A 20,882-nucleotide genomic window follows, 5' to 3' on the forward strand; every position below is an offset into this window, starting at 1 on the left:
CGTTTCGTGAAACCACAGTTCTTCATCGAGCCCTTGCTTGTCGCGTTGCACTGCCTGAATCAGCGAGGGGATGTCCTTGACGGTGTATTCCATCGTGGGCACCGGCCTCCTGCCAGTGAACCTGGGGGTCGCGAGCGTATACGAGATCTCTCGCCGCAAGCCGGCCGGCTGATCTCGGCGCACACCTTCGTCGCCTCTGCGATCAGACGGGCTTCGATGGCGGTTGGTCGCAGTCACCGCCGTAGCCGTCGAGCTGACCCGCGTAGCCTGGCGGATCATGACCGATCGCGGGGACTATCTTTCCAGGTCCCCGGCCTGAAAAACGCCGCCCAAACAGCTTTAAGGAATCCTCACTTGTCAAAGATCGAATTCGCGAAGTCCTTTTGCTTTGCTCATGACTGGCTATAGCTGGTCTCGTGATGGGGTAGTCGGCACTATCGCCGTAGTAGCGTTCGAACGCCACGGCCGCTGGACAAATATGATGGGACAAGCGAACATCGAGGGCCTTGAGCGAGCCGGTGGGTCCCGTCCGGCGCCGAGGCGCCGCGCGACACGCTCGTGCCTGACCTTCTTGTGAGGTTTCATTTCCTATGAGGCCGTTATCTCGATTGACGGTGTGCCTGTTGGTGTCGGGACCGGCGGCATTGGGCTTGTTGCGGGCTCGGGCCGACGCTGCCAGTGGCGATGGCTCCGCCGCCGGCCGGGTCAACGTGCTACTGATTACCGCCGACGACCTGAATTACGATTCCTTGGGGGTCACCGGCTGCAAAGTGCCGGAGATTACGCCGAACATCGATCGACTGGCCTCCGAGGGGATGCGGTTCGAGCACGCCCACGTCACCATCGCCGTGTGCCAGCCTTCTCGCTCGGTGCTGATGACAGGCCTCTACCCCCACCGCAATGGAGCAAAGGGCTTCGAGCCGATCCGCACTGATGTGCCGACGTTGCAGGAGTCGTTGCGAGCGGCCGGTTATCTCAACGGCATCATGGCCAAAGTCGGCCATCTGGAACCCGGCGAGAAGTTCTGCTGGGACACGGTTGTGCCCGCCGAGCAACTGGGCAACGGTCGCGACCCGGATCTGTATTACCGACACGCCAAGAGCTTTTTCGAGAGAGCCCGCAACGAGAATCGGGCGTTTTTCCTCATGGCCAACTCGCAGGATCCCCACCGGCCCTTTGCCGGCAGCGAACAGGAGGCGAACCGCGCGAATCGCGGACGGCCGGCGGGTGATGCTGCGGCTGTAGGTCGCACGTACAAACCCGAGGAAGTTGTTGTCCCCGGCTTCCTGCCCGATTTGCCCGACATCCGCACCGAACTCGCCCAGTATTTCACCTCGGTGCATCGCTGCGACCAGACCGTAGGGCGGGTTCTTGAAGCCCTCAAGGAAAGCGGCTCGGAGCAGAATACCCTGGTGATGTTTCTCAGCGACAACGGCATGTCCTTCCCGTACTCGAAGACCAACTGTTATCCGGCCGGCACGCGGACACCGTGGATCGTGCGCTGGCCCGGACAGGTCAAGCCCGGGACCGTCGATAAGGACCATTTCATCTCGGGTATCGACTTGACGCCGACGATCCTGGAGGCAGCCGGCCTCAAGCCGATTGAGGGCATCGACGGGCGCTCGTTTGTGGGGTTGTTCCGTGGTGAGAAGGATGATTCTCGCGGCGGGGTGTTCACATACTTCTTCCAGACCTCGGGAAGAAACGACTATCCGATGCGTGCCTTCCAGACGCGCAAGTACATCTACATCTGGAACCCCTGGTCCGACGGCAAGACGTTGTTCCGGAACGAGCCTCAGAGCGGTCTGACCTTCAAGGCCATGCAAGAAGCCGCAAAGAAGGATCCGGCCGTCGCCGCAAGGGTCAAGCTCTTCCTGTACCGCGTACCCGAGGAATTCTACGACGTCGAAAAAGACCCCAACGCGCTGAGAAACCTGGTCGATGATATCTCCGTGAAGGACGAGATAACCCGTTTCCGGGGCGAGCTCTTCAGACACATGACCACGACCGATGATCCGCTCGCGGAGCGATTCAGGAAGGAGATACTGCCAGACGGCCCCAAGTGAAGCGGTGTGCTTTTCACCGTGCCTCCAGCTCCGGTCAATGCTGCCGGCGGCGAGCACCTTTTGTTCCGGCGAGCGCCGACCGCGCGGTTCTTGATTCGCACTGCCCCGCGGAGTACTCTTTTTCCGGTGCTGTTCGGCCGTTGCAGTCGCTTGTCGCGAAAGGAGTTGAGCATGGAAAAGGAAAAACGATCATATCTGTTGCCGAAGAGACTCCTGGAGGTCTTTGACCAGGAAACCGACAGGCTGGGCTATGTCCGAGAGAAAGTGGTCGCGGCATCAATCGCTCATTTCATGCGCAGTTCCCCCGATGATCGCGCGAGAATGTTCGAGTTGCTTGAGAAGGTCATAGGCGGCAGAGCGAAGTAGCTTCCAGGCTGCATGGCGCGATCCGAGGTCGCCGCAGTCGATGCCGCTCGCGCCGACCGCAGTGAACGTATTTGCCGGCACTCGTGGCACCGCTCGGAGGAACCTTTTAGTTCTCCCGACACCGGTTGACACGCATGGCCGGTCGCGACGCGTTCACGCTTGTTCCGCCTTCGCGAAGGCCTCCCAGAGTCGGTCCATGGCCGCCTGCTCGATCTCGCCCTTCGTGACGACCACACGGTAAAGCATTCGGATGGACTTGCCGACCGGCAGGTCCCAACCCTTCTGCTCGTCGATCCACAGGAACGGGGTCGGGGAGATATTGCCGTAATCCCGCGTGAACCACGGGCAATCCGGGGCCCAGGGATTGTTCGGGTGATCCATGACCACGATTGATTCCACGATTCCTAGACGCCGGCCCTGATAGCCGCACCAGTTGGCCGGTTGCCCGAAAGTGGCCTTTTCGCCGATCTGCCCCTTGCTGTTGATCAGCATCCCGCCGCCCACGGGGGCCAATTCCCGGGCCGCGCGGATCCCGAAAAGCGAATGGTTTGTCCTGCTGATATGAATGTCCACCTTCGCCGTGACGGTGATGTCAACGTCCAGGAGTCTCAGGTCTCGTGATGGGGCGCTGATCGTGTATCGTCGCCGATCCTCGATGACCGGTGATTGCCCGGGCACGCGCCAGTCACAAATGTCGGTGATGGTCACCCCGCCAGGGGCACTCGCGTCTTTCCGCCCTTTGAGCGGTTCCAGCTTGGGCCCGCGCGAGACGATCTGGCCGCGATCGTTGCCCTCCTGCCAGTAATTCGCCCCATTCACGCGATCGCAGCCGAAGAAGACGGAGCGATGATGAGGCCACGGTTCGCAGGTTTCGTCGGTCATGGACAATCCGGTGGCGGGGCCTGTCAGCGGATACAAATACGGGTACTTCTGGTCGGCGTTGGCCCGGTAGCAGGTGAAAACGCGGTTGTCGATCCGCACCCAGATGTTTGCTCCGAAGGCGTAGGCGGAGAACTCGGGGGCCGCGGCAGGCTCGTCGTCGGCGGATCGGTTTCCGGCCGCGTCGGGATGCGTGTCTGCCCCAGCGGCGGACCGACCGGCCAGCAAGGCGGCGCCCGCTCCGGCAAGGGTCTGCTTGAGAAGACTGCGCCGATCGGTATGGGCGTTCATGGTATGTCTCCATAAAGTTGTAAAGCTGCGGCGGTCAGTTTGGGCACGAGAAACGTGGTTGTCAATGTGGTCAACGGATATCCGCCCTTCGCTCCTGCTGCAACGGGCTTGTGTCCGGGGCGGTAAGGGGAATTACACGTCGGGGCGGTTCCGGCGGAGCGTGCCATTGGCCGCCGTGATCGCGCCACCAGCGGGCGAAGCGGTCTTGCATTTCCTGTCTGTCACGGGCGTTGGTAACGTATTCCGGCGTGCGGCGTCCGACGACGACTTCCAGTGTGACGTCCTCGCACGACTGAACGGATAATTGCACGCCTGCGGCCGGACCGGCCGATTCCAGCGATTGGGTGAGAATCGTGAGTCCGTCCAGCAATCCTGAGACCGAAACGCCGTTTGCAGCCGAAATCAGATCGTTGGCTTTCAGACCCGCGGCCTCAGCCGCAGAACCCTTCTCCACCTTTACAACGCGGATTCCGCCGATGATCAGACCCGGCGGTGGTGAGGAGAGCTTGAGGCCCAGAGTGGACGACGCTTCATCCTTTGGCGGCTGAACTGTGATCTTTCGAATTCGCTTCTCCGGCCGCAAAACTCGAATCCGGATCGTCGATCCGGGGGGCGTCCGTTCGATCAGGGAAATGAACTGCCGGGAAGTTGGTTCTGCCGGTAAAGGCCGATCGTTGAGGCTGATGATGGTGTCACCGCCGTGGACGCCGGCGTTGGCGGCCGGCATATCCTTGATGGCATCGAGAATGTAGATGCCGTGGCACCTGCGGCCGTCTGACGGATCGATCATGTCCGTGATCGTCTGCTGCGACAATCGGATGCCGATGAAACCGTTGCGTCCGGCCAGCTCCCGCCGGTAGAAAATCGTTTCCATGGCATATCGTAGCCGATGCTTGGCCTCCTCACCGGTGGCTGCGTGGTAACGTTGAGCGAGCTTGGGGAGAAAGGCGGCGTCGAGATCGCACAATTGGCGCGTCGCACTCTCACGGATGGGGAATCGTGGGCTGTTCAAGTCGGTGACGAGCCGATCCAAATGACGTTCGCTGATGAGCGCAGACGGCAGGCCGGCAGGGGCGGAGGCAGGACGGGTCACCGGGGCGTCGGTCGCCGCAGCAAGAACCGAGAGAAGGATTATTGCGAGGACCATAATACCGCCCGCTCCTGGATCATCGCGGCAGCAGCATCGCAACCAGCCGCTCGCTGTTCTCCTGGAGCCAACCGACCTTTCGGCAAATCATCTGCAGAAAGCGGAAACCTTCCATCCGGCCGAAAGAGCCGGTCGCGGCGATCGGAGCCACCGCCTCGGCGATGAGGGCTTCGATCATCAACGATGGCAGCGTCTGGATCTGCTCCGGCGAGGCCGGCGTCTCCAACTCGTATCCCATCAGGAACCGGCGGACGCGCTCGAGATCCAGTTCCGGGGGCCACTCGCGAGGGTCGCTGGGGCCGCCGATAATCGAGAATTGCAGGGCCCCGTTGGCCACGTCGGTGATCGGCGGCAGCATGTGCAACGAATCATAGTCAATGACTGCGACCACGCGCCCGTTCAAGAACATCATATTGCCCGGGTGCCAGTCCGAATGCACCGTTTGCGTGTCCCACTCATGAAAGCCGGCTTCATTGATCTTTTCGGCGGCGGTTTCATACGCGTCGTATAGAATGTTGACGGTAGTGAGCAGCTCGGTCTCGCGGCCAAAGGCGCTGTCGTTCTTGCCGACGCTCATCGGGATCGAGCTCAGGCACTCGCGGACGATATCCGTGTCGTGGTAGCCGCGTCGCGAGGGCACCCAGTCGCTGTCGTATCCGCGAACCAACCGATGAAACATGCCCAGCACCCGACCCGCATCGAACGTCTCGGAAACGAGACGGTGATAGCCCTCGCCTTGGACGTATTCGAAGACCTCGTAGATATGACCGTTGTGGATGACCATCGTGTCGTCGCCCTTGCGGACGGGCACGAGCCTGGGCAGCGGAAAACCCTGCCGCCCGAGGTACTGCTGGATGCCGTGGGCGTAGGCGACCTTGAGCGGGTGATCCCGTCCGTGGGCCCGTCGCTTGAGCAGGAACCGCCCCCAGTCACTGATGATGATCGCCTTGGGACTTCGCCGCGAACCCTTGAGTTGGCGCTCGATCTGCCGGATGTTGCCCAAATCGTAGCGCGCCAGAACGGTGGCAAGCTCCTGGGGCGAGAAATCGGCTCGAAACTGGTTGGGCACGGCACGCTTTCCGAACACGGGAACCGCCGCCTCGCAGGGCTCACCCCAACGCCCGGCGAGCGCAGCCCCCCGCAATCCCCCGGCCTGGATCAATCCTGCCCTCCGATCTTAACGAGATGCGGCGGCAAGTCAAAGGGCCGGGGGCCGGCCGGCTTCGTTGATCTCATCAATCATCAGCCGCAGATATCCGACGCTCTTGCGGTCGAAATGGAAGGCGAGCCGCGGCTTGTCGGGATAATCGCCGTCCTCGCCTTCGACGGGTCCGGGGTGCGGCTCGATCTTTCCGGCGGTGATGATGTGCTTGAACTCATCGTTCAGTTTCTCGATCCGCGCTTCGCTCAGCGGCTCATTCAACCGCACCACCAGCAGGTTGCGTACATAACGAGATGAGTGATAAACGCGGTAGAACCGAACGACCTCCTGCACCGCGGTTTCGACGTCGTCGGTGAGTCGCAACAGGTTCATGTCCTCCGGACTGATCATCCCCTTGACCAGCAGCTCACTGGTGACGTAGTCGCGCCAGCGAGACCAGTAAGTCCCTCCCGGCGCGTCAATCATGACGATCGGGATCAATTGGTTCTTGCCCGTCTGAACCAGCGTGAGGGCCTCGAAGCCTTCATCCTGGGTGCCGAACCCGCCGGGAAACAGCGCCACAGCGGAGGCTTCCTTTAGGAAGATGAGCTTGCGGGTGAAGAAGTATTTGAAGTTAATGAGTTTCGCGTCGTTGGCAATGATCGGGTTCGTTACCTGCTCGAACGGCAGACGGATGGCCACACCAAAGCTGCCTTCCCGCCCGGCTCCAACGTGCCCGGCCCGCATGATCCCGTCACCGGCGCCGGTAATGACCATCCAGTGCTGCTCCCGCATTCGGCGGGCAAATCGGTCAGCCTGGATGTAGTTCGGATGGTCGACCGGCGTTCGGGCCGATCCGAACATGCTGACCTTGCGCACCTCCGAATAGGGGGCAAAGACCTTGAAGGCGTACCGAAGCTCGGCCATTGCCTTGCTCAAGATCTTCAGCTCCCCTCGACCGGTCCCGTCGGAGGCAAGACGGCACACTGTCACAAGCATGTCTTCCAAGAGTTCCCGGTCCTCGCAGTTGGCGAAGCGATTGACAAACTCTTGGATTGCCCGCCCGCGCTCCGAGGTCTTCGACAGTTGTTTGGATTCCCTGTCGGCCATCACTCAGCTTTCCTCCGCATGTATGAGCCGGTCATTATATCGGTGCCCCGGGCGGGGAGCACGAATTGTCAGGTTCCCCGGCGGGCTTGGGGGATGGAATGCCCGACTTTTCGTCGCCTGTCCATCTCACGATGCGGTGCGCCGAGTCAACCTGTTGTGGCTGTTGTCGGGACTCGCTCGGTAACCGGTTTTGGGAAGTATCGATCGAGCCAGTTGGGGCCGAGTTTATCTGCGACCGGGTCGATCATGGCCTCGACGAACGCTCGTTCGTGCCGGATATCGAAGTATTGATTGACGGCCAGTACCGCCCACAACACAAGCGAGGTGAGCAGCAACGCCGAAGCCACCGTGGCCAGACTGCCCCGAGCCCACACCCCTGCGGGAAGCCCGGTTCTCGTTCGATGAATGACGCCGCAGATCAGCCAGACGACCGCCAAGGCGAAGCAGAATCCCCCGATGATCGCCCCCCACAACCGCAGGCGCTGGATGGACGCCGGAGGTTGCCAGGATTCCCCGCTCGGAGCAACGAACACCGCCAGCACCACCAGCGTCGGTATGCAGACGGCGGCGGCCGCCCAAGCCGCCTTGCCGGGCAGCGGGCAGGGTTTGAACGGCTCGCTGAGCCGGATAGAGATCCAGGTGGCGGCGCCGGTTGAAATCAACAGCAGACCGGGCAGGATCAGTGCCGCCTTCGACGTCGGGTAAGACACCAGCCACGTCCACGGAATGTCGGCCAGAGCGATGAGCACCAGGAACCCGAGCATGGGACTGCAGGCGAGGACGGCGGCTTCGCGCGACCCGTGCTTGAGATGTCGCCATTGGACGGTGATTTCATCGGGCGGCTGCGTGACCAGAATCGCCACCATCAGGAACAGCGCGACTGCGGCCAGAATCGCCCAGGCGGCCATGGTCACCAGAGTCGCGGTCATTGATCGCATCAGACGATCGTGGGCTTTCTCAGCCATGACCGCACGCCCGGTGTGCGGGATGATATTGATCTGGTCTCCCTGAAGCGCCGCTCGCAGGGATTGCCGAAAAGCTTCGAGCCGATCCGCCTGTTCGTTTGCACCGAGAGTCCGCAAGTTGGGGATCATGAGTTCCGAGGCCAGCATGGCCCATTCAGGCGTCGGTGAGTCAGTGACCGCCTCGGTCATCAGGCGAATGATCGCCTCCCGGGCCGTTTGGGCCTGGGTATGCTTGCCCTTTTCCTGCCATTGCTCGGCAAGGGATTCGAGTCGCCTGACAAGTTCCGTCAAGACCATTCGGCTGGAGCGGGAGGTGTTGGGCTGCCTGTCCTCCGGCGAGGCGTATAGGAGGTAGGCGGCATAGGCTGCCCGTTGTCTTGGCGACACCTTGGTCAGCGCCCCATGGGCCAAGCTGAGTTCCTGCATGACGTACAGACGAACAGGCGGGGCGACGCGGATACCGCCGAGGGCGGCCATGATCGACCTGTCCGCGTCGGCAGGCCGGGTTGTGGAGAACTCGTCTTCGCGTCGCAGGATCAACAACAGTTCGAGCCAGGCGCGCAGCCCGTTGGTTGGCTCCAGATCCGCAAGGAGGGCCCGATCGTTCGGTCGAGGCACCGGACTGGACAACCTTTCAAGGGTTCGCCAGAGCTGCATGATCTGCGCGGATCTCTGCAGCTCATCGCCAAACGATGCGGCCGCGGCGGACAGGGACTTGGCCGCGTGCGATCCGGCTCGAGGCGGGACAATCATCTCCATCTGTAAGAAGAACGTTCGCGCCAGGGGGATGCTCAGGACAACGAGTGCCGCGCTGCCGACCAGACAGAGCAGTGCATTTCGCACCCGCAGTGTGCCGGGCGGTGGCTGACGAGGTCTTGACTTGCTGTACGGTCTGGATCGGCCGATGGGAACACCTCAGCCGGAGTCGCCGGCGCTACTGTTTCAGTTCCGCAGTCAGTTCAATCTCGACCGGTGCGTCGAGCGGAAGCTCATTGGAGCCCACGGCTGCTCGGACGTGCCGGCCGGCCTCGCCGAACACGGCCACGAGCAGATCACTGGCCCCGTTGGCCACTTTTGGCTGCTCGACAAAACCGTCGGCGCTGTTGACGAACACGCCCAGTCTGACGATCCGTTTGACGTTCGACAGGCCGCCGGCCACGACGGCCAACTGTGCCAGGGCGTTGACCACTGCCACACGTGCCGCCTCGGCACCCTGTTCGATCGACAGCTTGCCGCCGATCTTGCCGGTCGAAGCCAGCCTGCCGTCGCGCATGGGCAGTTGGCCGCTCGTCGTCACCAGATTACCAATGCGGACGGCGGGAATGTACGAGCCGACGGGAGCGGGTGCCGGCGGCAGCGGATAACCTAAGTCTTTCAGCTTTTCCTCGGGTGTCACGGGCCGGGCTCTCCTTCCGGTCCATCGGCGTCTGCGGCCTGTTCATCAAGAGACCGGCCAAGGTCGATATCGCTGATCTGCACGGCGTTGATTCGGCGGCTGTACTCGTCATCTTCTTCTGCGAGCTCGCGTTCCTCATCCTCAAAGACGGGCTCCAACCCCTCGTTTCCGGGCTCGATCTCTTCAAAGGGGGCTTCTTCGGCTTCTTGCTTCTCTTCCTCATCCAGGCCGTACTCCTTGAAACCGTGTTCCTTGGCCGATTCCATCACCTGGGTGATCGGCGTGGGGTCGATCAGGTGCACAAAGATGGGGCCGAAGATCTCGTTTTGCTCGATGCGGACGCGATCCTGGCGGATCAGCTCCAACAGGGCCAGGAAGAGGCCGATCATTTCACTGCGGGTGCGGCCTTCGAAGATCTTCTCGAACGGCATGGACGGCCCGTCCCGCTGGAGCCGGTCCTGAATATCGGCGGCGTGCAGGGTGACAGGCGTATCGTCATAAATGACCTCGTGTACGCCCCGCCTCCCGCCGACCGAGGCCAGCAGCTTGTTGAACGCCGTGAGCAGGTCCCAGATCTGGACATCCTCGATGTCAACGTCATTCTCGCCGTCGGTGGGCAGTCGCAGCTTCGGCCGCCCGAATCGTTTCGCATGCTCATCAGCCCGTTTGCCGAGCAGGCCGGCCGCGTCGCGAAACGCCCGATACGCCAGCAGTTGCCGCACCAGATCAGCCCGCGGGTCGAGCAGGTCTTCGTCTCCCACCTCAGGCGGCGGCTTGGGCAGCAGCATGCGCGACTTGATCTCCATCAGCGTCGCCGCCATCACCAGGAAATCGCCCACCCCGTCGGGATCCATGACCTCTAGCACCCGCACATACTGGATGTACTGATCCAGGATCCGCGAAATCGGGATGTCGTAAATGTCGACTTCTTCCCGACGAATAAGGTAAAGCAGCAGGTCCAATGGCCCGCTGTAGGTGTCGAGTTGAACGCGATAATTCTGCATCGGCAATCATTGTACCGGCGATTTCTTGGCCGGAAAGTCGATCATCCCGGGTCAACCGGCTTCAACCCACCGGCGTTGCCATTTTCGCGATCCGACCCAGGACTCGCTGAATCTCGACGCCGTGTCGAAGGTCGGGGTTGCCCGGTTGCCCTTTGGCGATCGCCTCCAGGAAGCTGAACACGCAGTGCATGTGGCTCCGCTCCCAGCCGAGGGTGTTCTTGGGGCTGGGAAAACCGCCTGGTTTCGGATAGCGGCTCACGGTGGCGACTCGCCTCCAGCCCCGCTCGCCCCCCAGCGGTGCCTCCGGATCAGCCAAATCACAGAACTCCAGCCAGTTCGGCTCCATCAGGTTGAACCGCAGTGCCCCCTTTTCCCCGTGTATCTCGAACCGCAGCTCGTCCTCGGACCCGGTGGCGATTTTGCTGGCCTCGACCACCCCCGGGGCTCCGTCCCTTGTCCGCATCGTGACCATGACGAAGTCCTCAGCCACGTGAACGATTCTCTGAGACGGCTCGGAGGCACTGAACCGCTGCCGGGCCCAGACCCGGGTCACCGCGTGCATGGGCTCGAGGGGCCCTAGCAGATGCCAGAGCAGATCGATCACGTGCGAACCCAGGTCGTTAAGCACGCCGCCCCCCCTGGAGGCGTCGGCCTTCCAATTGAGTGACCTGCTGCGGTCGATGTTCCCGGAGTGGAGGTAGGCCCCGCGGAAATGGCTGATCTGCCCAAGCCGGCCTTCGTCCACGAGCTGTTTGGCTCTCATCGTCGCCGGCAGGAAACGGTAGTTGAAGGTCATCTGGCCGGTCGCTTTGTATGTCTTCAGAGCAGCCGCGACTTCCTCGGCCTCCTCCAGCGTCGCCGTGAGCGGCTTGTCGCAGTAGATGTGCTTGCCTGCCCGGATGGCTGCCAGCAGGGCCTCGCGGTGCAGGTCGTTGGGCGTGCAGATGTGGACGATATCCACATCCTCCCGATTGATCAGCGAAAGCTGGTCGGTGGTTGCCTCCTCGAAACTCATCAAGGATTTGGCCTTGGCCGCCGACTGACTGCTCCGGGTTGCTACTCCTGCCAGACGGGTTCGCAGTGGCGGCGGATCATAGAACAATGGAATGTTCAGGTGTGCATACGCATGCACCTTGCCGATGAAACCGAAGCCAAGAATCGCCACGCCGAGCGGTCGATCGGTCTCCATGTTCTGTCTTCCCAAGAGCTTGTCGCCCAGACTCCGCCGACCCGTCCGGCGGGCTGGTTCGGCCGGATGATACGACAATCCCCGGCTACCAGCCAATCAACCTGCGCCGCATCATGCACAGTGGTCAGGTTCCTGCTGTTGCGCCGAGAAGGTGTCTGGTTATCCCTAACCTGTTGTCAGAGCATAGGATAAAGTGTTTCCTGTTCAGGGACGCATCTTTCTGTGAATTGTGGGTTCTCTTCGATCGGGTGCTCATGTTATACTGAAGCCAGTAGTTGCGGACTTACAGGTTGGTCCCCCCGCGGTTCAGCCGATATCAGCGCGAGTTGTTGGAGGCACCGATATGCCGCGATCATCATTTCAGCGGGCCGTGCCGCTTTTTGTCGCACTCTGGCTGTTGTCGGGTTCGGTCGTCAGAGCCGAGTCCATGCACGTCTTTGGCATCCATTTCTGGGATTGGGGCGCCAACGTGGACGTGATGAGTCATCGAACGGGCTGGGTGGTGGAATGCAATGCCTTGCACACGGGGGCCATGCCCAATGTCGGCGGTCGTTACGAACCGGCAGTAGCCGAGGGGTTTACCATCCTGCAGCGTCTGGATTGGGGTGACACCCTGGACACGGTGATGCCCGTTACCGAAGCCGATCAGAACACGTTTGCCCAGCGGTGCGGCAACTGGGCCAACGCGCTCAAGAACTACTGCAGGGTATACACTATCGGAAACGAGATGGAATTCGTCACTGGAATGAACCCGTCTGTCTACGCATCCGGCTTTACCAAGGTCCGAAACGCGATTCTGGCCGTCCAGCCGGACGCCAAGGTGATCATCGGTCACTGGAACGACAGCGAAAACGTGCGTGCGGTTATCCGGCTCGTGGGGCCGGACGGCTATGACGGCATCACCGACCACACCGGCAGCAGCGTTCCCCACGGGTTCCTGGACATGCTCGATCAGGAAAACGCCCGCCCCGGCGTCGGCGTCTACATCACCGAGTGGGGCTGGGTCGCCGACACGAACCCGAACGCCATGTCCGTCATGCGAAGCTTCTACCTGGCAATCGGCGCCTCCAACGCGAGCCGCGCTCGCCAAGTCTATTGCGCCTGCTGGTATCTCTATCCTGACTTTCTGGGAAAGACGTTCAGCCTCGAACTGGCCACGCTGTATGACAACGCCGCTTTTGAAGCCGCCACAGCCATCGGCACCTCCTTCAACTCCTACTCGGCCAACCCCGTAATCATGAGCGACCTCTTTGCGGACATACCGGATGCCGGCACGACCGTGCCGGTAAGTTGGAACACGAACGTTGCGGCCCGCCGCCAACTATGGTGGACGCCGGTCGGCACCTGGGGCTGGCAGAATGAACGTTACACACCGTTCAGTACAGCAGAGGGCACCGTTCATCAGCTCACCATGAGTTCTCTGTCCCCCGCCACGGCCTATGAGGTCAGCCCGCTGTCGACGAAGAAGGACTACGCCGACGCGGGCGGCAGGCGATTCCGGGTCAAGAGTGGCCCATGGCCTTCGCAGGCCGAGCAGAGCGGCGCCGGTCGAGTGACCGTGCAATGGGCGACGGACTGGCCAACCGACAGCCTCGTCGAGTATGGCCCCACAACCGCCTTGGGCTCTTGGGCAAGTTCGGCGGGGCTGGTCGTCAATCATCAGATCGTCATCAGCGGCCTTTCCACCGGGCAATACTGCTACCGTGTGCTGTCCAGCGAACCCAACCCTGACGTGAACGGTGCTCGAATGTACATGCGCTCTCCAATCCGCACGTTTACGATCAGGCACCTGGTTCCTGGTGATTTTGATGAGGATTACGATGTCGATCAGGTCGACTTCGGCTTCTTTCAGGCCTGTTACAGCGGCGCTGGCGTCGAGCAAGGAAGACCTGAGTGCAATCCTGCCCGTTTGGACAGTGACAATGACGTGGATTCGGCCGACTTCGCCCTGTTTCTGGGATGTCTCAGCGGTCCAGGCATAAACGCCGACCCCGACTGCGCAAGCTGACGATCCGCACGACCGGGAATCCTTTCTCGATCTCCGGGTCCCCCCGGCGGCCGGCCCGCCAGTGCTTCATTCGCGAGTTTGCAGGTATTCCCGTGTCGTTGATAATTCCCCGGCATGAGACGCATGATCGCCGCGCCGCCGGACTTCGATTTCCGCACGGCCGTTTGCTCGCACGGTTTCTTCGTGCTCGCACCCAATGCCTGGGACCCGGCCAAGCAGTCTTTGCGTACGGTTGTCACGCTCGACGAGGATAAGGCCGTTTCGGTCGTGATCCGCGAGAGGAGGGCCGGTTCGAAGGCAGACGTATCGGGCAACGGCCTGGTCGTCTCTTGTCCTGCGGGCCTGTCCTCGCCGCAGCGGACGACCGTATTGAGGGCCGTGTGCCGCATGCTGCGGCTCAATGAGGATCTCTCGGGGTTCCACGAGCTTTGCCGGGCATCAAAGACTCACCGCCAGGCGGCCGAGATGCGTTTCGGCCGGCTGTTGCGCAGTGCCACGCTCTTTGAGGATGTAGTCAAGGTCATCTGTACGTGCAACACCTCGTGGGCCCAGACGGTCGCGATGGTGCGCAATATCACCGATCTCTGGGGAGTCCCCGCCAAAGGCACCACCGATCGCGGTTTCCCGACGCCCGCTCGCCTAGCAGAGGTTTCGCCGGCAACGTTGAGGAAAAAAGCCCGCGTCGGGTATCGTGCGGATTTCCTGCATCGGCTGGCCTGCGACGTCGTCGAGGGTGAGGTTGACCTGGAGGCCATCGAGTCCTTCGACGGCTCAAGCGACGAACTGTACGAGATCGTGCAATCAATTCATGGCATCGGCGACTACGCTGCCGCCCACTTGTGCATGCTGCTGGGACACTACGACCGGCTTGCGGTGGACACGGAACTGAAGCGTTTCCTGACCGAACGTCACCCTGGGAAACGCTTTACCCCCGCCTCGCTCCGCATGTACTATGACCGCTGGGAGCCTTACCAGTTCCTGGCCTACTGGTATGAACTATGGAGCGACTACACCCACCGCCACGGCCAGTCCCATCAGTGGGAGCCCGCACGGATCGGCAAGCGGATCACCTCGATCGTGCAGAAGTAAGAGCCCAAGGCGAACCGCCTTTTTGCGGGCCGCAACCCAAGCGCTCTGCGATCCAGAAACATGCGCGCAAGCCGCACACATATCCGGCCGTAAGGTTCTAAGAGGATACCAGCCTGCTTACCGCTCCTGGAGCCATCGGTCGATTGCCGCTGCGGCTTGGCGACCGGTGCTGATGGCCCGAACCACAAGGGAGGCACCGAGGTGGGCATCGCCGGCCGCGAACACGCCCTCTTGGCTGGTCATGTAGTCGTTGACCACGATGTTTCCGCGCGGGTCGAGCTTGAGCCCGAGTTGACTGACCAGTCCTTCATGGACCACGTGAACAAACCCCATGGCCAGCAGCACGAGATCGACCCGCATGGTAAAGCTCGTACCGGGCTTCTCGCGCATCTCCATGCCGTTGGCGCCGGGCACCCATTCGACTTCGCAGCCGTGTAGTTCGGTCGCCATGTTGTCGCGGCCGGTCAGCTTCTTGGTCAGCACACTCCACCGCCGCTGACAACCTTCTTCCTGCGAGGACGAAGTCCGCAGGATCTGGGGCCACATCGGCCAGGGCGTGCGCGGGTTCACCTTTTCCGGCGGTTTCGGCAGAATCTCAAACTGGTGAACCTCCTTGGCTCCCTGTCGCAGAGCCGTGCCGATGCAGTCGCTGCCCGTGTCGCCGCCGCCGATAACCACCACGATCTTGTCCTTGGCGGTGATGGCGTTGGTGTGCAGTTCAGGCGAGAAATCGCCCGCGTTGCGGCGATTCTGCTGGGTGAGGAAGTCCATCGCGTAATGGACGTTTTTGAACTCTGCGCCCGGCACGTCGAGAGGCCGAGGCCGGCCGGCCCCCATTGCCAGGCAGATCGCGTGGAACATCTTGCGCAGATAGCGCGTGGAAATGTCCTGTCCCACCACCACGCCGGTCTCGAATTTCACGCCTTCGGCGGCCAACTGCTTGAGCCGGCGATCGATGACCGACTTTTCGAGCTTGAAATCGGGAATCCCGTACCGCAGCAACCCGCCGATGCGATCATCCTTCTCAAAAACGGTCACATCATGGCCGGCGCGGGCCAGTTGCTGTGCAGCCGCCAGGCCCGCCGGACCGGATCCGACCACTGCGATCCTGCGGCCGCTCCGCCGGCTTGCCGCCAACGGCTTCACCCAGCCTTCGGCGAACGCCCGCTCGGCGATCTGGTACTCGATGTGCTTGATGAGCACCGGATCGCTGTTGATGCTGAGCGTGCAGGCCGGCTCGCAGGGCGCCGGGCACACGCGGCCGGTGATCTCGGGGAAGTTGTTCGTCGAGTGCAGGTTCTCGCTCGCGTCCCGCCATCTATTCTTATAGACGAGGTCGTTGAACTCGGGGATCAGATTGAACACCGGGCAGCCCGCGCTGTGGCAGAACGGAATCCCGCAATCCATGCAACGGGCGGCCTGCCGAATCAGGCGTGGCTCAGGGTGAGGAATGTCGAATTCCGCATAATCCTTGACGCGCTGAAACACGGGGCGATGGTCGATTTCCTCGCGATGGTATTCCAGGAATCCCGTCGGCTTACCCACGGAACACCTCCTCCGTTGCCGGCGTGTACTCGATCCGCGCCTGTTCCTGTTCGCGCAACCTTTCCAGTGCCTTTCGGTAGTCGATGGGCATGACCTTGACGAACCGTCCGGCCATTTCCTCCCATTTGTCTAGGATACGCCTGGCTTGCCGGCTGCCGGTCCAATGATAGTGTCTCTCGATAAGATCCTTCAGAAGCTTCTGGTCCGCATCCTGCCAGATCGATTCCAGGTCGACCATGTCGAGGTTACAGAGCGTGTCAAAAAGCTGGTGCTCATCAAGCACGTAGGCAACGCCACCGCTCATGCCCGCGGCGAAGTTCTGGCCGGTGGTCCCAAGGACGACTACCGTTCCCCCGGTCATGTACTCGCAGCCGTGATCGCCGACGCCTTCCACAACGGCCGTCGCTCCGCTGTTGCGGACGGCGAATCGCTCGCCGGCGACGCCGTTGACAAAAACCTCTCCGCGCGTGGCTCCGTAGAGGAGTGTGTTGCCCACGATGATGTTCTCGTGCGGGGCGTAGGTCGCCCCCGGCGGCGTCTGAACGATGATTCGCCCCCCTGACAAACCCTTGCCGAGATAGTCGTTCGAATCGCCGATCAGGCGCAAGGTGACGCCCGGTGCCAGGAATGCGCCGAAGCTCTGCCCGGCTGATCCGCGAAATGTGATTTCGATGGTGTCGTCCGGCAAACCCTTGGCTCCGTGAGCCTTGTACACGCGGTTACTGAGAATCGCCCCTACTGTGCGATGGACGTTTCGAATCGGCATCTCGAGCGAGACCTTCTGTCCCTTTTCGATGGCTGCGCCCGCCTGCCTGATGATTTCCCAGTCGAGATGGTCCATCAGCGTTTCCGGCTGCGGGCGAACGCAACGGAGGGGCCGGCCGTCCGAGGTGTCGGGCTTCGCGAAAACCGCCGAGAAATCGAGCCCCCTGGCCTTCCAGTGGTCGAGGCCTTTGCGGACGCTCAGGCGATCGACCCGCCCGACCATGTCCTCGACCTTGCGGAAGCCGAGCTGGGCCATGATCTGACGCAGCTCCTCCGCGACAAAAAGCATGAACCGCTCGAGATGCTCGGGTTGGCCGGTGAATCTGCCTCTCAAGACCTTGTCTTGCGTGGCCACACCGACCGGGCAGGTGCCCAGATGACATTTGCGCATCAGTATGCAGCCAAGGGAGACCAGCGCGGCGGTGCCGAAGCCGAAGCGCTCGGCGCCCAGCAGGGCGGCAATGGCGACGTCGCGGCCGGTTTTCATTTGTCCGTCGACCTGCACGAGGATTCGGTCGCGCAGCCCGTTCAGCACCAGAGTCTGCTGCGTCTCGGCCAGCCCGAGTTCCCACGGGATTCCCGCGTGCTTGATCGAAGACAGCGGGCTGGCTCCGGTGCCGCCGTCGTGGCCGCTGATGAGCACTTCGTCGGCGTTTCCTTTGGCCACGCCCGCCGCAACCGTGCCCACGCCGACCTCCGCGACCAGCTTCACCGACACCTGTACGCCCGGGTTGCTGCACTTGAGGTCGTAGATGAGCTGCTTGAGATCCTCGATCGAGTAGATGTCGTGGTGCGGCGGGGGTGAAATCAGCGACACACCCGGCGTCGAGTGTCGCAGCCGGGCGATCTCCTCGGTCACCTTGTGTCCTGGAAGCTGGCCGCCCTCGCCGGGCTTGGCTCCCTGAGCCATCTTGATCTGAAGCATCTTGGCGTTTGCCAGATACTCGATCGTCACGCCGAAGCGTGCGCTGGCCACCTGCTTGATGCCCGAGTTTGCCGAGTCGCCGCTCAGCAGCGGCTTGTATCGGGCGGGGTCTTCTCCGCCTTCGCCGGTGTTGTTCATTGCCCCCAGACGATTCATGGCGATCGCGAGCGTCTCGTGGGCCTCCTTGCTGATGGAGCCGTGCGACATGGCGCCGGTGCAGAATCGTTTGACGATCTCGCTGGCCGGCTCGACCTCCTCGATCGGGACGGGCTTGCCGGGTACGAACTCGAAGAGGCCTCGCAGCGTGGCCAGCTTGCGCGACTGGTCGTTGATGGCCTTGGCATATTCGGCGTAGGCCTTCGGATCGTTGTTTCTCACCGCGTACTGCAATCGTGAGACGGTCGTGGGGTTCCAGAGGTGCTCCTCGCCGTCCAGCCGGTGGTGATACTCGCCGCCGAAGTCCAGTTCGAGCGCCCCGGCCGGACGCGGCTGGAACCCTTGTTTGTGTCTGGCAAGAGCCTCCAGGGCGATCACGTCGAGCCCGACGCCCTCGATGCGGGAGGCGGTGCCCTTGAAGTAGCTTTCCACCACCTCATGATTCAGCCCGATCGCTTCGAAAAGCTGAGCAGCCTGGTAGCTGCGCAGCGTCGAGATGCCCATCTTCGAGATGGTTTTGAGAATGCCTTTCTTAACGGCGGTAACGTACTTGTCCACCAGGTGGCCGACATCGGTTTCGGGCGGGAATTCCCCCCGTTGCTTGGCGTAATGGATCGCCTCCAGAGCCAGGTACGGGTTGATCGCGTCGGCGCCGTAACCCGACAGCAGACAGAAATGCATGACCTCGCGCGGCTCGCCGCTTTCGATCACCAGGCCGGCTTCGCCGCGAAGCCCCATGTCCAGCAGACCATGGTGCAGGGCTGCCGTGGCCAGCAGCGACGGAATGGGCGCTCGCTCCGGGGATATCTCGCGGTCGCTGGCGATCAGCAGGGAGGCTCCCTCATGGATGGCGCTGGCGGCCGCCCGGACCATGTTGGTAATGCCCCGCTGAAGAGCCCTCCCTGGCTCGACGTAGTCCACCTCGAAAACGGCTGGAATCGTCGCCACCCGGAGGTCATCGCGATGGACCTCTCGCAAATGACGTATGTCCTCGTTGGTCAGTATGGGATGAGTCAGCTTCAACTGTCGGCAATGCTCGGGCGTTTCGGCCAGAAGGTTGCGTTTCTTGCCCGTGAAGGACATCAGCGACATGACCAGCCCTTCCCGGAGGGGATCGATCGGCGGGTTGGTCACCTGGGCAAACAACTGTTTGAAGTAGTTGAAGAGCAGCTTGGGCCGGTCCGAAAGCACCGCGAGCGGCGTGTCGGTACCCATCGATCCCACCGGCTCCTGGCCGTCCTTGGCCATCGGCACAAGGATCATCTGGAAGTCTTCTCGGGTGTAACCGAAAGTGCGCAAACGCGAGGCCAGGGTATCGGGATCGATTTCCGGCGCCTCGGGAGCGCTGAACAGCCCGCGCAACTCGATTCGGTTTTCTTCCAGCCAGCGCCGGTAGGGCTGCTGCCGGGCTATCTTGCCCTTGATCTCGTTGTCAACGATGATGCGCCCCTGTTCGAGGTCGGCAAGGAACATGCGGCCGGGCCGCAGCCGACCCTTAGCCTGGATTCTTTCTATGGGGAAGTCGATCACGCCGGTTTCGCTGGCCAGGATCATCAGGCCATTGGTAGTGATCACGTAGCGAGCCGGCCGTAGACCGTTGCGATCCAATGTGCCGCCGACCAGCCGGCCATCGGTGAAGACCATCGCAGCCGGTCCGTCCCACGGTTCCATGATCGACGCGTGATACTCGTAAAAAGCCCGCTTATCGGTGCTGATGTGGTACCGGGGTCCGAACGCCTCCGGAATCAGCATCATCATCGCGTGCGGCAGGCAGCGGCCGGCGCGGGTCAGCAATTCCAGGGCGTTGTCGAAACACATCGAGTCGCTTCCACCCGGGGTCAGGACCGGTAAGAGATCGCTCAGGTCGTCACCCAGCAGCGGACTGGCCAGTTGCCTTTCGCGGGCCCGCATCTTGTTGCGGTTGCCGCTCAACGTGTTGATTTCGCCATTGTGAGCGCACAGGCGAAACGGTTGGGCCAGTCGCCAGCTCGGGAACGTGTTCGTACTGTATCGCTGGTGCACGATCGCCAAAGCGGAGATCGTTTGCTCGTCGGCCAGATCCGGATAATAGGCAAAGAGCTGGGGAGCCAGAAACATTCCCTTGTAAACCATTGTCCTGCACGACATCGAGGGAATGTAAAAATCCTCCGCGGCGGAACCGAGTTGTTCGCGAACTCGTCGCTCGGCCCGCTTGCGGGCCATGTACAGCCGCCGTTCGAGCGTTTCAGGGTCCAATTCCGCTCCGTCAACGAACAACTGCCGGATCACCGGCTCGCTCGACTTGGCCAACGGACCCAGCGTGCTGTTGTCCGTGGGAACGTCTCGCCAGCCCAGGACTCTCAGGCCCTGTCGGTCGACCGCTTCACAAAGAATATCCTCGCATGCGGATCGAAGGTTCCTGTCGCGAGGCTCGAATACCATGGCCGCCCCGTACTTCAGCGGTCCGGGCAGTTGGAATCCGAGTCGGTCGGTCTGAGCGGCCAGAAACTCATGCGGAATTTGAATCAGGATGCCCGCGCCATCGCCCGTCGATTCATCCGCCCCGGCGGCTCCGCGGTGGATGAGGTTCATGAGAACCTGCCTGCCGTATTCAATGATCGAATGATCGCGGCGGCCGGAAATATTCGCTACGGCGCCGATTCCACAGGCGTCATGCTCATGGGCCGGGTCGTACAAACCCCGCTTATCTGGCATTCGCGACAACTTCATTTGCCCGTTTGGCTCCTTTGTGTATAGCCCCGCGCTCCGCGGCCCGGCGGGACCGCACCGGACCGGCATTCAGAGCGGCGTATTCTAAGACATTCCGACCTTCCGGGCGAGCGGACAGGTTTCGCCTGTCC

At 61.9% G+C, this 20,882-nt stretch carries 14 protein-coding genes; 4 read left to right on the top strand and 10 right to left on the bottom strand.

Features of this window, described 5'->3' with window-relative positions; all coding sequences use genetic code 11:
• Window positions 1-590: 590 nt before the first annotated feature.
• A complete protein-coding gene (locus PLL20_00290; GenBank protein ID HPD28402.1) occupies window positions 591-2,066 on the top strand; it encodes a sulfatase in 1,476 nt (491 codons plus the stop codon).
• Window positions 2,067-2,237: 171 nt separating this feature from the next.
• Window positions 2,238-2,432: a hypothetical protein gene (locus PLL20_00295; protein ID HPD28403.1), complete on the top strand. Its 195-nt coding sequence runs from the start codon at window positions 2,238-2,240 to the stop codon at window positions 2,430-2,432.
• Between the two features lie 153 nt (window positions 2,433-2,585).
• Here PLL20_00295 and PLL20_00300 read toward each other — a convergent pair whose 3' ends face one another.
• The 8 genes from PLL20_00300 to PLL20_00335 all read right to left on the bottom strand — a co-directional run bounded on the left by PLL20_00300 (window position 2,586) and on the right by PLL20_00335 (window position 11,554).
• Window positions 2,586-3,602 (bottom strand): PmoA family protein, encoded by a 1,017-nt coding sequence (locus PLL20_00300; GenBank protein ID HPD28404.1) that lies wholly within the window; start codon window positions 3,600-3,602, stop codon window positions 2,586-2,588.
• A 70-nt stretch (window positions 3,603-3,672) separates the two neighbouring features.
• Window positions 3,673-4,749 carry a PDZ domain-containing protein gene (locus PLL20_00305; protein ID HPD28405.1) on the bottom strand — a complete coding sequence of 359 codons (1,077 nt, stop codon included), beginning with the start codon at window positions 4,747-4,749 and terminating at the stop codon, window positions 3,673-3,675.
• Window positions 4,750-4,768: 19 nt separating this feature from the next.
• Entirely contained in the window at window positions 4,769-5,836 is a 1,068-nt protein-coding gene (locus PLL20_00310) for a phosphotransferase (protein HPD28406.1), read from the bottom strand.
• Between the two features lie 111 nt (window positions 5,837-5,947).
• Entirely contained in the window at window positions 5,948-7,000 is a 1,053-nt protein-coding gene (locus tag PLL20_00315; GenBank protein ID HPD28407.1) for an LOG family protein, read from the bottom strand.
• A 146-nt stretch (window positions 7,001-7,146) separates the two neighbouring features.
• A complete protein-coding gene (locus PLL20_00320; GenBank protein HPD28408.1) occupies window positions 7,147-8,808 on the bottom strand; it encodes a hypothetical protein in 1,662 nt (553 codons plus the stop codon).
• Between the two features lie 91 nt (window positions 8,809-8,899).
• Window positions 8,900-9,361, bottom strand: coding sequence for a RidA family protein (locus PLL20_00325; protein HPD28409.1), 462 nt, complete (start codon window positions 9,359-9,361; stop codon window positions 8,900-8,902).
• Window positions 9,358-10,365, bottom strand: a complete 1,008-nt coding sequence (locus PLL20_00330) for a segregation/condensation protein A (protein HPD28410.1) — start codon at window positions 10,363-10,365, stop codon at window positions 9,358-9,360. The genes PLL20_00325 and PLL20_00330 overlap by 4 nt, the downstream gene beginning before the upstream one ends.
• Window positions 10,366-10,426: 61 nt before the next feature.
• Window positions 10,427-11,554 carry a Gfo/Idh/MocA family oxidoreductase gene (locus PLL20_00335; protein HPD28411.1) on the bottom strand — a complete coding sequence of 376 codons (1,128 nt, stop codon included), beginning with the start codon at window positions 11,552-11,554 and terminating at the stop codon, window positions 10,427-10,429.
• Window positions 11,555-11,897: 343 nt separating this feature from the next.
• Here PLL20_00335 and PLL20_00340 point away from each other — a divergent pair, with 343 nt between their 5' ends.
• Window positions 11,898-13,562 carry a hypothetical protein gene (locus tag PLL20_00340; GenBank protein ID HPD28412.1) on the top strand — a complete coding sequence of 555 codons (1,665 nt, stop codon included), beginning with the start codon at window positions 11,898-11,900 and terminating at the stop codon, window positions 13,560-13,562.
• Window positions 13,563-13,676: 114 nt separating this feature from the next.
• The gene (locus PLL20_00345) at window positions 13,677-14,651 is read left to right on the top strand and encodes a hypothetical protein (GenBank protein HPD28413.1); all 975 of its coding nucleotides are present in this window, start codon (window positions 13,677-13,679) and stop codon (window positions 14,649-14,651) included.
• A 117-nt stretch (window positions 14,652-14,768) separates the two neighbouring features.
• Here the strand turns inward: PLL20_00345 and PLL20_00350 are convergent, their stop codons facing one another.
• Together PLL20_00350 and gltB are read right to left on the bottom strand one after the other, a co-directional pair.
• On the bottom strand, window positions 14,769-16,196 hold the full coding sequence (locus PLL20_00350; protein ID HPD28414.1) for a glutamate synthase subunit beta: 1,428 nt from the start codon (window positions 16,194-16,196) through the stop codon (window positions 14,769-14,771).
• Window positions 16,189-20,736 (bottom strand): glutamate synthase large subunit, encoded by a 4,548-nt coding sequence (gltB, locus tag PLL20_00355; protein ID HPD28415.1) that lies wholly within the window; start codon window positions 20,734-20,736, stop codon window positions 16,189-16,191. Before gltB ends, PLL20_00350 begins: the two co-directional genes overlap by 8 nt.
• Between the last annotated feature and the right edge of the window lie 146 nt (window positions 20,737-20,882).

It is taken from the genome of Phycisphaerae bacterium (assembly GCA_035384605.1).
Lineage (GTDB): Bacteria > Planctomycetota > Phycisphaerae > UBA1845 > PWPN01 > JAUCQB01.